We start from the raw sequence: 13,833 nt of genomic DNA on the forward strand, positions 1-13,833 counted from the left end.
CTCGGTACGCGCCGCCATCATGACAGCCCGTTCAGCAACGATTTGATCCGGCAAATGGTCGGCCTCACCCGCGCAACCCATACTGGCATCAAGATGGAGTTTGACGAAACCGGCCTCAGCGTAAGCCGCAATCATGTCGCAGGCTTTCTGCATGGCCTCATGGGGCGGCAGATTTTTCCACGGATTGGGACCGAGATGATCCCCACCCAAAATAACGCGCTCATGCGACAGCCCCCACGCGGTCGGCAATATTGAGGACATAGCGCCGAAAATCGGCCGGTGTCATGCCCGTATAACCACCATCCTGATTCACCTGGTTGCAGGCCGCCTCGATCAACGCGATCGTCCGGAGACGCGCTGCGCGGGTCAGGGCCGCTTCAATCACGATCGGATGCGCGGAACACACGGAAACGATACCCTGAGCCTTACCGGCATCATAGGATGCGCGAAGATTGATGAGAGGATTGTAAGTCACACCCTTACTCCTGTTTTTTTCAATGAAAGCGTCCAGCGCCGCGAAATCAGCGCGCCCTTCCATCGGTCCAAGCACGGACACGGCCAGGGCACCGCTGGCGGAAGCATAACGGAGGCTCGCTTCGACCGACTTGCCAAGATAACGGCAGGCGACATAAGTCGCGCCGAAACAGTCGCCGGCACCCGTCGGGTCAATTTCCGCGACGGGGAAGACCGGGACGGCGATACGATAGTCGCGGCTGAAGAATAGGCAGCCCTCACTTCCTTTTTTGAGAATAACCTCCGACACGCCAAGGCGGAAGATTTCCTCAATGGCGCCTTCCTCATCCGTAGCATCGGTAAGGGCCACCAGCTCATTGCCGCTGGGTAGGAAAAGATCACAGTATTTCAGGATATTCAGCATAGCGCCGCGCATACCGGGGGCGCACAGCATCTCCTTGCGTATGTTCGGGTCGAAAGAAACCTTGCCGCCTTTTCCCGCACTTTTTGCACGGCAATCATCGCTTCCTCAATCATGATGGGGGAGAAGAGTGATGAGCCCATGAGGTGAAAATGCGCGATCTGATCAAGCAGGTGATGCGCTGCCGCTGTCAGTCGCGTTTCCGAACAGGCACCGCCACGAATATTATAGACGAAATCCCGTGATCCATCGGGACGATAACGGACAAAAGCACTGCCTGTCGTTAAATTGGAGGAAAAAGCGATGGCGGAGACATCAACACCGTCGCGCTCCAGTCGTGCGATGTTCAATCGCTCGAAATCATCGTCCCCAACGCAGGAGATGATGCCGCACGGCACGTTGAGATGCGCAACCTGATCAATGAAAATCGCGGGGGCACCGGAAGGAAATGGCCCACGCAAACCCATCGTTTCCTGGAAGCCGACACCCACCGTGTCCGCGACAATTTCGACGAAGATCTCGCCGAATGTGATGATCTTCCCCCGCGTGCTCATACCGCCATATCTCCGTAACGCATCAGACCGAAATACTAAGCCTGTTTTAACGGCAAACGAAGAGCACGACCGCGAAAATCGCGATATCGTCAAGGGAAAAACGAGAATTATATCGAAATAAGTGGCTTTCCCACCCTTAACCAACGCGCCGAAACGCTTTTGAACCGGTCAAACACTGTCGCAATCGCGATCGCCGAACCGTTGCGGGACGGTAAAACGCGCGAATCACAAAATATGACACGGCGCGACACGGCCACGCGTTCCGTCAAGTCAGAAGGCAAGCGGCGTCAGCAACGGGCGCGCGGCGAATTGTGCGTCGAGATTCCGGAAAACGAGCGCCGCCATCTCAGTCCGAGTCTCCTGCGTGGCGGAGGCGATGTGGGGTTGCAGCACGACATTGTCGCATGACGTTAAAGCAGGCGGCACATGCGGCTCATCGGCGAAGACATCCAGCCCTGCCCCTTTGATCCGCTTCTCCTGAAGCGCCGAGATCAGGGCGGGCTCATCAATCACGGAGCCGCGCGCGACATTGATGAGAAACCCGTCAGGTCCGAGCGCATCCAGCACGTCCTTATTGACCACTTGCCTCGTTGCGTCCCCGCCGGGCAGGCAGAGGACAAGCACGTCGGACCAGCGGGCAATCGTGATCAGGTTGGGGTGGTAAGATAAAGGGCTTTCCTCTTTGACGCGCCGGTTATGGTAGCCAACTTCCATCCCGAAAGCCTGCGCGCGCCGCGCAATTTCAATGCCGATATCGCCCATCCCGACAATGCCCATGCGCTTGCCTTTCAGCGACGTGGAAAGTGGGAAATGATGCGTCGCACTCCAATCGCCCGCGCGGACGAAGCGATCAGCCGCGACAGTGCGACGTAACACGCCCAATGTCAGGGCAAACGCCATATCTGCAACATCGGCCGAAAGGACCCCACGCGCCGTCGTGACTTTGATCTGTCGGCGGCGACATGTTTCCAGATCAATCCGATCATAGCCCACGCCGCAGACGCTGATGATTTCCAGATTTGGCAGGGCCTCAAGAAGATCGCGTGGGGCACCGCGCGTACCATCTGTGATAAGTCCCCTTATCTTGCGCGCTGACGCACCTAAAGCCGCGATTGAATCGTAATCATGCAGGATATATTCATGCATTCGGGGCGCTTGGGCATGTGCAAATTGCGGCGCGAGGACAAGAATGTCGATAGGTTCTGCATTCATCCTGTTATAATCCTTTCACGTTGCGTCGACAGGCATCAGTGATCTGCCTGGATACAGGCGGGGAATGACCCGACTCAAATTTATGATGACCGGCACGCTGTTGCATGAAGCGGCCCTCATTATCAAGCCGGGTTGCGCGGGTAGACGCGGTTTCAGGAAGGCGATTTATCACGTTCCCGAGCGGAGATAAGTCCCCCTAATCGTTGCAACACATCATGGATCGGCTGACGGCGACCTTCTTCTATCATGACCGGCTCAGCCGGTTTGCGTGCGGGGCGTTCAGACACCTCCTCCAGTACCGCATCATGAATGATTCGCACCCGGGTCACGAACGTGGATTGATCCCTGAATCGCAGCGGGGACTGACGACCCTCGCCCGCAGGCGCCCTACCCGCCATGCTGTTGATGCGCTCCAGAAGTTGGGGAATCAGATATTGCATCTCGACCGCGGCAGGCCCGGCACAGGCGATTGTCAATGTGCCGCCCGACAATTTACGCGGCGTTGACATACGCGCCAGAGCGGGCCCAACAATATGCGGCCAATCGAGGATAATCTGCACGGCAAGGCTGGGTCGGCGTTTCAGGGCAGGGCGGGCGACAGGGTCGATCAAAGCGCCAAGCGCTCTCATCCCGAAAAAGCGCCGTGCCTCTTTTTCCGGCTGTGTTGACCCGGGACGGGTCGTCCCGGACTTGCGCGCTGTGTCGGATTTCTTCATATCGCTCGTGTGACCTTCTCTGCTGTCTCACTGCTGCTCTGGTATGATCATCACCGTCGCATCATGCCGTGGCGCGCCCTACCGGGGCAGAAGCCGGACCCCTATCACGTCTGGCTGAGCGAAATTATGCTGCAGCAAACGACGGTGGTAACGGTACATGTTTATTTTCTGAGGTTTATCGCGCGTTTCCCTTCGGTTCAAGCTTTGGCCGCGGCACCCCAGCATGATGTCCTGGCAGCCTGGGCCGGGCTTGGCTATTACAGCAGGGCGCGCAACCTGCATCTTTGCGCGCGTGAACTGGCGGCGCGCAGCGCTTTCCCCCAAACCGTCCCGGCATTGGAAGCCTTGCCGGGCATTGGGCCTTATACGGCGCGAGCCATCGCGTCCATCGCATTTGATGTGCCGGTCATCCCGGTTGACGGCAATGTTGAGCGCGTCACATCGCGGCTCTTCGCCTCCGACACACCGCTCCCCACCGAGAAGAAGCACCTTGCCACCCTTGCCGCGACATTAAATGACGACCCGCCTGCGCAGGCGCGAGCGTCTGATTTCGCGCAGGCTTTGTTCGATCTGGGCGCGACGATCTGCACGCCGCGACGCCCGAAATGCATGTTATGCCCGTGGCAAAAAGACTGTGCTGCGCACCGAGAAGGCAAAGAGGAGTCCTACCCGGTTAAAACACCTAAAAAGCAACGTCCCGACAGTTATGGCACGGCATTGATCATCCGCGGACCGGGCCCTTCTGTTCTTCTACGAAAACGGCCTGAAAAAGGGCTCCTCGCGGCGATGATGGCACTTCCCGGGAGTGACTGGGTTTCCGTTTCCGCGCCGCCTGACATCCCGCAGAAAAATGCGTCCGCCAGAACATGGATGTATCTCGGGCGGGTCAAACATGTATTTACTCATCTGACCCTTTATCTTGACGTGTACGAAGTGGAAGTCACCTCATGGACGACCGCGAGATCATCGCGCCTCGCGCCCCTCTTGGTGCCGGAGATGATTGCCGATGCGGTGGCGTGCGCGATAAAGGATCTTCCTGATCAGGCCCTTCCGAGCCTGATGCGGAAATGCCTGGCTTTGGCTAAACTGCCAGCTTGAGCCGGAAGATGGCTTGCGTTATCCAAAGCAACATCAAGAATTGAATCGCCGATATTGTTTGGACCGCCCGCCGGGCCGACGTAACCGCCTGTTATCAGGCGGATGGTAAAGGGACGATCATGCAGAATCTCGGCTTTTCCCTCCGACGTTACTGGCTGCTCGATTATTTTGGCCGTTTTGTTGATCTCGATCTTTTGCGGGATCATCTCAACACAATTAACCCCGCGCTAGGGCGCGTTCCGGGTATTTTTATGCGCGCGCCGAACCTATGCCCGAGAGATTTGAGGCGATGCTCGAGAAAGCCGTGTCCTTGCCCATGCCGCTGCCAAAAATGAAAGTGCAGATTTCATCCGGTAATCTGGCAACATTTCTGTCGCATGATGGCGCGCACCCGCGATATATGCGCAGCACGCCTGATTTCCACATCCATATGGATGCAGAGCACCCGAGTGAATGGGAACATTTCTCGCTTCTGACAGACGGCTTCCTGCGCGCCTGCGCCACTTTGATGCATGGTGACAGGATAATCATCGCTTCCGAGGCCGGGGAGGAACTTGGCCCCATGCGCCTGACAGAGGGGCATCAGATCCTGATCGGGCCACATGCCTACCCGATACGCGATAATATGGAAGTCATCGAATCATTCGACGCATCCCTTCCCCTCCGAGAGCCGATCCCACTTGATTTGGTTTCGGACGAAGAGATGCACACAGTCATCGTCTTCGCAAAACAGACCGTGCAGAGCGCAACGCCCTGAGGTCACAGATCTTCGAAGGCTTTCATGGCGCGGGCGCGCCCTTCCTTGATGTCAATGCACGGCTTTGAGTAATCTTTCCCCAATGTGATCTGCGCTTCCTTGAGGACATCTTCCGGCGCATCCCAGGGATGCTGGACGTACGCATTCGGAAGTTTTGCGATCTCAGGCACTAAATGGCGGACATAATCACCCTGACCGTCAAATTTTTCGCCCTGAAGGGCCGGGTTGAGGATGCGGAAATAAGGCGCCGCGTCGATCCCTGAACCTGCAACCCATTGCCAATTCATCGCATTTGAGGCCGCGTCCGCATCGACTAGCGTATCCCAGAACCACGTCTCCCCCTCCTGCCATTTTGTCAGCAGATGTTTGGTGAGAAGGAGCCGACAATCATCCGCACGCGATTATGCATCCAGCCTGTCTGCCATAATTGGCGCATGCCCGCATCGATAATGGGTATGCCCGTCTGGCCCTTCTGCCAGAGGCGGATCATTTTCGGCTCATGCCGCCACGCCATGTGATTGAATTGGGGGGCAGATTTGCCGTCGTCATATCGGGGCTATGGAGCAGATTATAAATGGCGAAGTCCCGCCAGGCGATTTCTGACTGAAAGCGCGCCTTCCCCCGATTGCGTTTATCCGCAATGGCGCGCCAAAAGGCTGAAAACACCTTGAAAGCCTGCCCCGCGCCATTTTTAATATTTTCAGGCGGGCAGAGAACCGCCGCGTGATATTGATGAAATCCGATATCGTCCCGCCCGAGCGCCTTACCGATGGACGCATCGATATCGCGCTCCGCCGGGCCGTAACGATAATGCGCATAGACGTCCGAAATTTCAAAATGGCGTGCAAGATGCGGCACGATCTCCCGCGCATCTCCTTCAACGATCAGCAAGTCGCCATGGTGTTGACGGAGCGAAGCGCGCAGTGACGCAATCGCATCATGCAGCCACCAGCGCGCCGCCCCGCCCATCGGACGGATTTTCGAGCCTTTATCCAGCATGAGGAGGCAGATAATGTCGCGTTTATCTTTGCAGGCTTTACTGAGCGCCGGGTGGTCGGCGAGACGAAGATCATCCCGGAAAAGCACCATGGATCTAGCCAAATTTGCGTTCCTCCAAGGGGGCATATGACGGTGCGACGACGCTTGACGGATTTCCGCGTCCCCCGCGACGCCCCTGCCAAGCGAATTATGACCAGTGGGCACAGATTTTTGAACCTGAAAAAGTAACTCCTGACATCATAAAACATTTTTTATGTCTGGTTATTTACGGAGAAACTTCATGCAAAAACTATCAACTTCAAATATCGGTCGCGGCCTTGTTGCGACGGCCATGATTCTTGCGCTTGCTGCTTGCAATACGATTGGCGGCGCGGGACGTGATGTCAGCGCGGTTGGCAATTCTGTTTCAAGCGGTGCCAACGCCGCAAAACCCTGATCTACGGCCCCCGCCCTTTTTTGAGGGCTGAAGGCTGTTAAACAGGGGTTTATCACGGCCCGAGAGCATCTTCTGTGTTCGGGCTGGTTCGCGTCGATAGTTTATCCCGCCCACAAGGCGGAAAATCTTTTCCGATGCGAAAAGGGCGGGGCACGTAAGTCCTGCCCCGCGGAAGCGCCCCTCCATCAGGGAATCGCGATCTCGTCCCCCGTCATTTTCCGATCGGCAAAATGTGAGAAGCGCGTCGCAGTCCTTGCAAGGCGGCGCAGGATCCCGTCGTCAAAATCTCGCGCTGTGCGAAGTTTTGCTTTTTAGAAGGGGTAAACTCTCCGCCACGAATACGTGCGATCCCCCACCAGATGAATAAGTTTCCGCTGCCTGTCATTGTTCCCATTGACAAAAGTGAAACAAGGGGTGCGGGGTGGTCCTTGTAAAACCCCGCACGAAGCCTTAATTAAAATCTCGCGCTATGCGAAGTTATGCGCAAAATTTTGTTCTCGGGGCGGGGTGAAGTTCCCAACCGGCGGTAGGTGCATCACGCACAAGCCCGCCAGCGCCTGGGTCCGCCCAGGGTCAAGCAGATCCGGTCAAATTCCGGAGCCGACGGTTAAAGTCCGGATGTGAGAGAATACGCAAGGGGAAGCCGCGTCCGGCGTTGAGGATGACTGCCCTTTCGTTTTTTCGCCCTGCAGAATAAATTTCTGTGTTTGAAGGGCTTAATTATGACCGAACAACATAATATGGCCGCGCCAGCGCATGGCGCCTCGTCTGATGACGCGCCATTGGCATTAGGGGCCATTGCCGACGCATTTGACGCGGCGATCACGGAAGCGGCGCGCTTCATGGGGGCAACGGCACCCAACCCCCCGGTAGGGTGCGCCCTCCTTGACCGCCAGGGACAGATCCTCGCCATCGCCGCGCATCAACAGGCAGGCCAGGCACATGCGGAGCGGAAAGCTCTGGATCTCGCCCGTGCAAGTGGCAAATTTGAGAAGATTCACACGGCCATTGTCACCCTGGAACCATGTAATCACTTCGGTCACACCCCCCCTTGCGCCAAAGCCCTCCTTGCCAGCCCCGTCAACCATGTGTGGATCGGCGCGGAGGACCCGAATGCGCTGGCGCGCGGCGGTGCCGACGCGTTACGCGCCGCGCCGAACGGCATAAATGTGCGTTTCGCGCGGGAGGAACCAACGCTTGCTCCGCAGGCTTCGCGCGCCATCGCCTTGTCAGCGCCATTCTCAAAGGTGCAGCGGGCGGGCAGGTGCTTCATCACCATCAAACAGGCCCTTGACCATGTCGGGTTCATGCGCCCGCCACCGGGCCAGAAGACGTTTACATCCCCGTCATCCCTCACTTTGGCCCATTATCTGCGCCGCGCGACCGACGCCATCATCACCGGCGCCGGGACGATCCTGAGCGATAAGCCGCTTTTTACCGTGCGGCATGTCCCGGATCATCCGATGCGGCGACGTATCCTCGCAATTTGCGATCGGCGTGGGGTTATCGGGCCGGATATTCGTGAGTTCTATGAGCAGCATGGTTTTGAGACATGGGTGAGCCATGACCTCACTGAACTCCCCGCGCAGCTGGCAAAAGCCGGCGCCTTATGGGCGCTGGTTGAGGGCGGCCCCCGCCTCACAACGGCCTGCGAGTCCCTCAATTTGTGGGACGAGTGGTTGACAATCCGCACCGCGCCAGGCCGGGAGGATGAGGTGCATCTTCGCGCTCCTGATGCGTCTCCGACCGCCCTGCTTCCACCTTTCTTCGCCCCATCAACAGTCGCGCCAGCACAGTCACCTTAAAGGCACAATTTATGTTTTCCGGTATCATCGAAAATCTTGGCTCTATTCTATCTGTCACGCCCAAACCGGACGCCCGGATTTTTACCATTGAGACGGGCTTTTCCGATCTCAGTCTCGGTGAAAGCGTCGCCGTGAATGGTGTCTGCCTGACGGTAACAGCGTTTCAACCTGATGGTCGGGCGACGTTTTTCGTCAGCACGGAAACGCTGTCACGCTCAGCGCTTGGAGCGGTGATGCAGGGCCATAAAGTCAATCTTGAGCGCGCCTGCACGCCAACAACGCGTCTTTCCGGCCATATTGTGCAAGGGCATGTCGATGCGGTCGGTCACATCACCAGACTGGATCAAAATGGCGACGTCTATGATCTGCGAGTCAGCATTCCTGAATCATTGCGCCGTTATGTGGTGGAAAAAGGCTCGATCGCACTGGATGGTATCAGCCTGACTGTCAATCAGGTCGGGAAGGGCCCTCAGGACACGGCCGAGATGGCCCTGATGATCATCCCTCATACCTGGCAGCACACGGCCCTCTCGGGAAAGCAGGTCGGAGACGCGCTGAATATCGAGGTGGATATCCTCGCGAAATATATTGAGTCGCTCACGCGCCATGAGGTGAAATCGTGAGCAATCGCGCGATCACCCCGCCGGGCCGGAAGATGGTGCCCCTCCCGCCTGCTCTCGCAGCGTCACTGAAGGCTTTTCGGGAGGGTCGTCCCGTCATCATGGTGGATGACGCCTTGCGGGAGAATGAGGGCGACCTTGTCATCGCCGCAGAATTCGCCAATGCGGAGGCGATTAATTTCATGGCACTCCATGGTCGAGGGCTGATCTGCCTTGCATTGGAAGAGGCGCAGATCCGCCATCTCGACCTCCCCATGATGCCGCGTCGCGGGCATGACCCGCGCGGCACCGCTTTCACCGTCAGTATCGAAGCGACAAATGGTATCACGACCGGGATTTCAGCCGCGGACCGCGCACGCACGATTCAGCTTGCCGCCGCGCCGGGTACGAAGCCGGCGGAGATCAGCACACCTGGCCATGTTTTCCCCCTGCGTGCCCATCCCGGTGGGTGCGTTGCCCGACCCGGACATACAGAGGGCGCGATTGACTTGGCCCGCCTCGCCGGACTGAACCCCGCCGCCGTTATTTGTGAAATCATTGATGAAGATGGCACAATGGCGCGCCTGCCTTCATTGAAGAAGTTCAGTGAAACCCATCATATCCCCCTCATTGCCATTGCTGACCTCATTGCCTGGTGTGAGGTAAATGGGCGGGATGCCGTCGCATCCGCACCGCGTTCATCATCGTCCGAGCGGGAAGCAGCGTCGCCCGTCACGATAATCGCTGACGCGGCGCTGCCAAGCGCTTTCGGCGGGACGGATCTGAAAGTCAAAGCCTTCCGCGCCGATGACGGGCAGGAACATCTCGCTCTGATCAAAGGTGATCTGCAGAAAGCCGGATGCCTGGTGCGTATCCACTCTGAATGCGTCACAGGCGATGCGCTCGGCTCCCTCCGATGTGATTGCGGTCCCCAATTAAGGGAGGCGCTGGCACGCATCCGGGATGCCGAACATGGCGTGCTGATTTATCTTCGGGGGCAGGAAGGGCGCGGGATCGGCCTTGCCAATAAGATCCGCGCCTATGCCTTGCAGGATGAGGGCGTTGATACGCTGGATGCGAACCTCCGCCTCGGCCTGCCCGTCGATTCACGAAATTGGGAAATCGCGGCGGCCATCCTGAAGACACTCGGCGTGCATGACATTACCCTGATGACAAATAACCCGGCAAAACGTGATGGTTTGACCGTGCTGGGCATTTCAGTCGCCAGGATTGATCAGCTCATGGTCGGGCTTAACCCGTTCAACCGCGATTACCTCACAACAAAACGCACCCGCATGGGGCATGCGCTCGATACGGCACCTGAACGCTTTTTGAGGGATGTCTCAACCGAGATATGGGCGCGACATCGTCAGGATTGAAGGACGTCAGAACGCGTCGCACGCAAAGTGAGATGAACGGAACTTCAAAGCTTTCAAGAGGAGACTAAACATGGCCACACACATCCCCCAACCGCCCGACTTAACATTCGAAACGCCCCCGCGCCTCGCAATATTGGTGAGCCGCTTCAATACGGAAGTGACGGGTGGTCTGCGCGAGGGTGCCGTGACATGCCTTGCCGAGCGTAATATTCACAATGTCGATATTTACGACGCACCAGGGGCGTTCGAATTGCCGATCATGGCGCAGGCCCTTGCACGTCAGGCGCAATATGATGGAGTGATCTGCCTCGGATGCGTCATTAAAGGCGATACGGCGCATTTCGAGTTCATCAGCCTCGGCACCACGATCGGGATCATGAACGCGCAACTCGCCACTGGAAAGCCCATCTCCTTCGGTGTCCTAACAACCTATCATAATGACCAGGCCGTCTCCCGGTCACGCGACGACATCCATAATAAAGGACGGGAAGCAGCGGCAGCCTGTCTGGAGACGATCGCCTTCCTCCGCCAACAATCGGAAAATACGTGATCGACACGCCGTGCGAGGGCGGGAGAACTTCGCTTTCGGCATAATGCTCTGATTTGACGTTTATTCAAAGCTCATGTGATATCGCGTGGCAACGCGATGTCATGCGTTGACGTAGCGGGCCCGTATCGCGCGTTCCTCCAGGATAGGTTGACGCGACAGGCTTGCCATATTGTTCCACCGCCGCACATCGCCTCGCGCGGCGCATAAGAGATAGGAATTTCCGTCCATGTTTGCCGCCATGCTTCGACAGCTCGTTTCATTCAGCGCGCGCCGCGCCCTTATCGTCTTGCTCTGCGCCGTGATCCTGCTGGCTGGCAGCCTGTTTGTCACCGTCAAAAAGCTTGGTGTCACGACGGATACGGATGAGATGTTCGCCCGGTCGTTGCCCTGGCGACAGCACAATGACACAATCAACCGGCTCTTCCCGGGCAATGACGATCTGATGGTCGCCGTCATTAAAGCCCGCATCCCGGAGGAAGGTCAGGCAACCGCACGGGCCCTCGCGCAAATTCTCTCGGCCCAGCATGATAAATTCCGCTTCGTCCGGCTGCCGGATGATGACCCTTATCTCCGCCAGCATGGGTTGCTCTTCCTTGAACCACCCGCGCTGGAATCCCTTCTCAATAATATTGTCGCCGCCCAGCCTTTTATGGGGACCCTCGCCGCGGACCCGGCAGCCCGCGGCCTTTTCAACGCGCTCGGCATGATCGGCGAGGGCCTGGCGCATGGTGAAACCTTGCCCGGCAGCATGACGCCGCAACTGAACGGCTTTGCCACAGCCCTGCAACGCGCGGCGGAGGGACGTCCCGCGAGCCTGTCCTGGCAACGTTTATTGACGCCGGGGACGGCGGACATGACCGGGCAATATCAATTTGTCGTCACCAAACCTGTGCTGAAATATAATAATTTACAGCCAGGGGGTGAAGCCAGCGACGCCATCCATGAGGCGGTTGCGAAACTGCCCTTCGTCAAGTCCGGTGATGTTTCCGTCATGATCACCGGCCCGGTACAGCTCAGTGATGAGGAATTTGCGACGGTCGCGCAAGGTATGGGTATCGGGCTGATCACCTCCCTCATCCTCGTGGCGTGCTGGCTGTTTTTCGCGGTGCGCTCACCGCGCGTCATTATTCCGATCCTCATCACGTTGATTTACGGACTGCTGATAACAACCGGTTTCGCCGCCATCGCTGTAGAGCGCCTCAATCTGATTTCCGCCGCTTTTGCGATATTATTTGTCGGGATCGCCGTGGATTTCGCGATTCAGTTTTCCGTGCGCTTTCGCGCGCAGGAAGTCGCCGGCACAGAGGGCAACGTACTCGTCACCGCGCTCGGGGCAACGGGGTTTGAGACAGGGCATCAGATATTAGTGGCGGCTCTAGCGACCGCAGCCGGGTTTCTGGCTTTTGTGCCCACAAATTTCGTCGGTGTCGCGCAATTGGGATTGATCGCGGGCATTGGCATGTTGATTGCCTTTTTATGCACGATGACGATTTTACCCGCATTGCTCGCCTTGTGTCGCGCCCGCTCCGGCGTGACAGAGACCGGGTTTCAGAATATGGCGGGTTGCGACCGCTTCCTGCGGCGTTACCGTAAATCGGTGATCTCCGGCTTTGCGATCCTCGCTGTGATCGGCATCGTGCTGTTGCCGCGCCTTTATTTTGATGCGGACCCACTCCATACGAAAAACCCCCATACGGAAGGGATGCGCGCCCTTCATGCGCTTCAAGACGACCCACGCTCTTCCCTTTATTCAGGCGCGCTCGTCGCCCCGAATCTGAAAATTGCGGGAGAATGGGTCAAGGTGTTCGACGCGCTTCCCACAGTGGATTCCGTGATATGGCTGGGGATGTTCATCCCCACGCAGCAGGGTCAGAAGCTCGCCATGATTCGCGACACGGCTGCCATTATGTTACCCACCCTTGTCGGCGTAACGCCCCTATCCCCTCCAAGCGCGGCGGATCTGCGGGAAGCCGCACGACAGGCGGCGGAAAACCTATCAATCGTCCTGAAGGAGAAGCGCCCTGATGACGACCCGCTTCTGCGCATCCAGAAAGCGCTTACCCGACTTGCGACAGCGCCCGACACAACACTCCTTGAGACGAACGACGCGCTCACGCGGTTTTTGCCAGAGCAGCTTCAGACGCTGCAATCCTCCCTGCAAACGGATGAGGTGACACTCGACAGTTTGCCCAAATCATTGGCTGAAAATTACGTGACACCGGACGGGAAGGCGCTTCTGACCATCCAACCCAAATCACGCATTACCTCTAACGAAGCCCTTTATCGCTTTGTTGAGGACATGCAGCGCGTCAATAAGGATGTCGCAGGCACGGCCGTCGAAGTCGTGGGCAGTGCCCAGACAATGATTCACGCTTTCACCGATGCTGCCATTTACGCCATCATCATGATTGCGCTGATCCTCTTCGTGATATTGCGGCGCCTCCTGGATGTCGCGCTCGTTTTAGCGCCGTTGCTCCTCTCCGCGCTTCTGACGGTCATCATTGTTGTCTCCGTGCCGATCACGCTAAATTATGCCAATATCATCGCCTTGCCGCTGTTGCTGGGCGTCGGTGTTTCATTCAATATTTATTTTGTCATGAACTGGCGGGAAGGCGTCAAATTCCCGCTTGCCTCCCCGACAGCGCGCGCTGTGCTCTTCTCAGCCCTGACGACCGGGACGGCGTTCGGCTCACTCGCCGCGTCGCAACATCCGGGCACGGCCAGTATGGGTATCCTGCTGCTGCTTTCACTTGGATGCACCTTATTGGCGACTCTCATCCTCGTCCCGGCCCTCCTCCCCCGGCGTGCGATTGATGATTGACACACCTCCCGGGCAATGGGCGGCGGATAAAAA

At 57.6% G+C, this 13,833-nt stretch carries 16 protein-coding genes and 1 riboswitch (1 of these 17 running past the window's edge); of the genes, 8 read left to right on the forward strand and 8 right to left on the reverse strand.

From position 1 onward, the window contains the following. From AAYR33_08475 to AAYR33_08495, 5 genes are all read right to left on the reverse strand, one after another. Positions 1-261: the beginning of a class II D-tagatose-bisphosphate aldolase, non-catalytic subunit gene (locus tag AAYR33_08475; protein XAO71032.1), read on the reverse strand. 795 nt of this gene lie to the left of the window's left edge; only the first 261 of its 1,056 coding nucleotides appear in the window; it begins with the start codon at positions 259-261; the stop codon falls past the left edge of the window. Then, the gene (locus AAYR33_08480; protein ID XAO71033.1) at positions 221-907 is read right to left on the reverse strand and encodes a PfkB family carbohydrate kinase; all 687 of its coding nucleotides are present in this window, start codon (positions 905-907) and stop codon (positions 221-223) included. Before AAYR33_08480 ends, AAYR33_08475 begins: the two co-directional genes overlap by 41 nt. Then, positions 871-1,428 carry a PfkB family carbohydrate kinase gene (locus AAYR33_08485; GenBank protein XAO71034.1) on the reverse strand — a complete coding sequence of 186 codons (558 nt, stop codon included), beginning with the start codon at positions 1,426-1,428 and terminating at the stop codon, positions 871-873. Before AAYR33_08485 ends, AAYR33_08480 begins: the two co-directional genes overlap by 37 nt. Before the next feature lie 270 nt (positions 1,429-1,698). Further along, complete coding sequence (locus AAYR33_08490) at positions 1,699-2,640, reverse strand: 2-hydroxyacid dehydrogenase (protein XAO71035.1); 942 nt, start codon at positions 2,638-2,640, stop codon at positions 1,699-1,701. 152 nt (positions 2,641-2,792) lie between these two features. Continuing rightward, positions 2,793-3,356, reverse strand: coding sequence for a DUF721 domain-containing protein (locus AAYR33_08495; protein XAO71036.1), 564 nt, complete (start codon positions 3,354-3,356; stop codon positions 2,793-2,795). A gap of 9 nt (positions 3,357-3,365) precedes the next feature. On the opposite strand from AAYR33_08495, the gene AAYR33_08500 reads away from it, so the two are divergent. Beyond that, entirely contained in the window at positions 3,366-4,454 is a 1,089-nt protein-coding gene (locus tag AAYR33_08500; protein ID XAO71037.1) for an A/G-specific adenine glycosylase, read from the forward strand. A gap of 316 nt (positions 4,455-4,770) precedes the next feature. After that, positions 4,771-5,211: a hypothetical protein gene (locus AAYR33_08505; GenBank protein XAO71038.1), complete on the forward strand. Its 441-nt coding sequence runs from the start codon at positions 4,771-4,773 to the stop codon at positions 5,209-5,211. 2 nt (positions 5,212-5,213) lie between these two features. On the opposite strand, the gene AAYR33_08510 is transcribed toward AAYR33_08505, so the two are convergent. From AAYR33_08510 to AAYR33_08520, 3 genes are read right to left on the reverse strand one after another with little or no spacing between them, the layout of a single operon-like run. Beyond that, the gene (locus tag AAYR33_08510) at positions 5,214-5,573 is read right to left on the reverse strand and encodes an FAD-binding domain-containing protein (protein XAO72443.1); all 360 of its coding nucleotides are present in this window, start codon (positions 5,571-5,573) and stop codon (positions 5,214-5,216) included. Continuing rightward, a complete protein-coding gene (locus AAYR33_08515; GenBank protein ID XAO71039.1) occupies positions 5,567-5,701 on the reverse strand; it encodes an FAD-binding domain-containing protein in 135 nt (44 codons plus the stop codon). The genes AAYR33_08510 and AAYR33_08515 overlap by 7 nt, the downstream gene beginning before the upstream one ends. Next, positions 5,698-6,312 carry a deoxyribodipyrimidine photo-lyase gene (locus AAYR33_08520; protein XAO71040.1) on the reverse strand — a complete coding sequence of 205 codons (615 nt, stop codon included), beginning with the start codon at positions 6,310-6,312 and terminating at the stop codon, positions 5,698-5,700. Before AAYR33_08520 ends, AAYR33_08515 begins: the two co-directional genes overlap by 4 nt. Positions 6,313-6,490: 178 nt before the next feature. Between AAYR33_08520 and AAYR33_08525 the strand changes: the two genes are divergently transcribed. The 6 genes from AAYR33_08525 to AAYR33_08550 all read left to right on the forward strand — a co-directional run bounded on the left by AAYR33_08525 (position 6,491) and on the right by AAYR33_08550 (position 13,800). After that, on the forward strand, positions 6,491-6,646 hold the full coding sequence (locus AAYR33_08525) for a hypothetical protein (GenBank protein XAO71041.1): 156 nt from the start codon (positions 6,491-6,493) through the stop codon (positions 6,644-6,646). 489 nt (positions 6,647-7,135) lie between these two features. Next, a riboswitch (FMN riboswitch) is annotated at positions 7,136-7,280 on the forward strand. Positions 7,281-7,368: 88 nt separating this feature from the next. Continuing rightward, positions 7,369-8,451, forward strand: coding sequence for a bifunctional diaminohydroxyphosphoribosylaminopyrimidine deaminase/5-amino-6-(5-phosphoribosylamino)uracil reductase RibD (gene ribD / locus AAYR33_08530; protein XAO71042.1), 1,083 nt, complete (start codon positions 7,369-7,371; stop codon positions 8,449-8,451). Positions 8,452-8,462: 11 nt separating this feature from the next. Further along, positions 8,463-9,074 (forward strand): riboflavin synthase, encoded by a 612-nt coding sequence (locus AAYR33_08535; GenBank protein XAO71043.1) that lies wholly within the window; start codon positions 8,463-8,465, stop codon positions 9,072-9,074. 32 nt (positions 9,075-9,106) lie between these two features. Then, on the forward strand, positions 9,107-10,429 hold the full coding sequence (gene ribB / locus AAYR33_08540; protein ID XAO72444.1) for a 3,4-dihydroxy-2-butanone-4-phosphate synthase: 1,323 nt from the start codon (positions 9,107-9,109) through the stop codon (positions 10,427-10,429). A 70-nt stretch (positions 10,430-10,499) separates the two neighbouring features. Then, positions 10,500-10,979, forward strand: coding sequence for a 6,7-dimethyl-8-ribityllumazine synthase (ribH, locus tag AAYR33_08545; protein XAO71044.1), 480 nt, complete (start codon positions 10,500-10,502; stop codon positions 10,977-10,979). 226 nt (positions 10,980-11,205) lie between these two features. Then, positions 11,206-13,800 (forward strand): MMPL family transporter, encoded by a 2,595-nt coding sequence (locus tag AAYR33_08550; protein ID XAO71045.1) that lies wholly within the window; start codon positions 11,206-11,208, stop codon positions 13,798-13,800. Positions 13,801-13,833 lie beyond the last annotated feature (33 nt).

The sequence above is a fragment of the Acetobacteraceae bacterium genome (genome assembly GCA_039613835.1).
Taxonomy (GTDB): domain Bacteria; phylum Pseudomonadota; class Alphaproteobacteria; order Acetobacterales; family Acetobacteraceae; genus Sorlinia.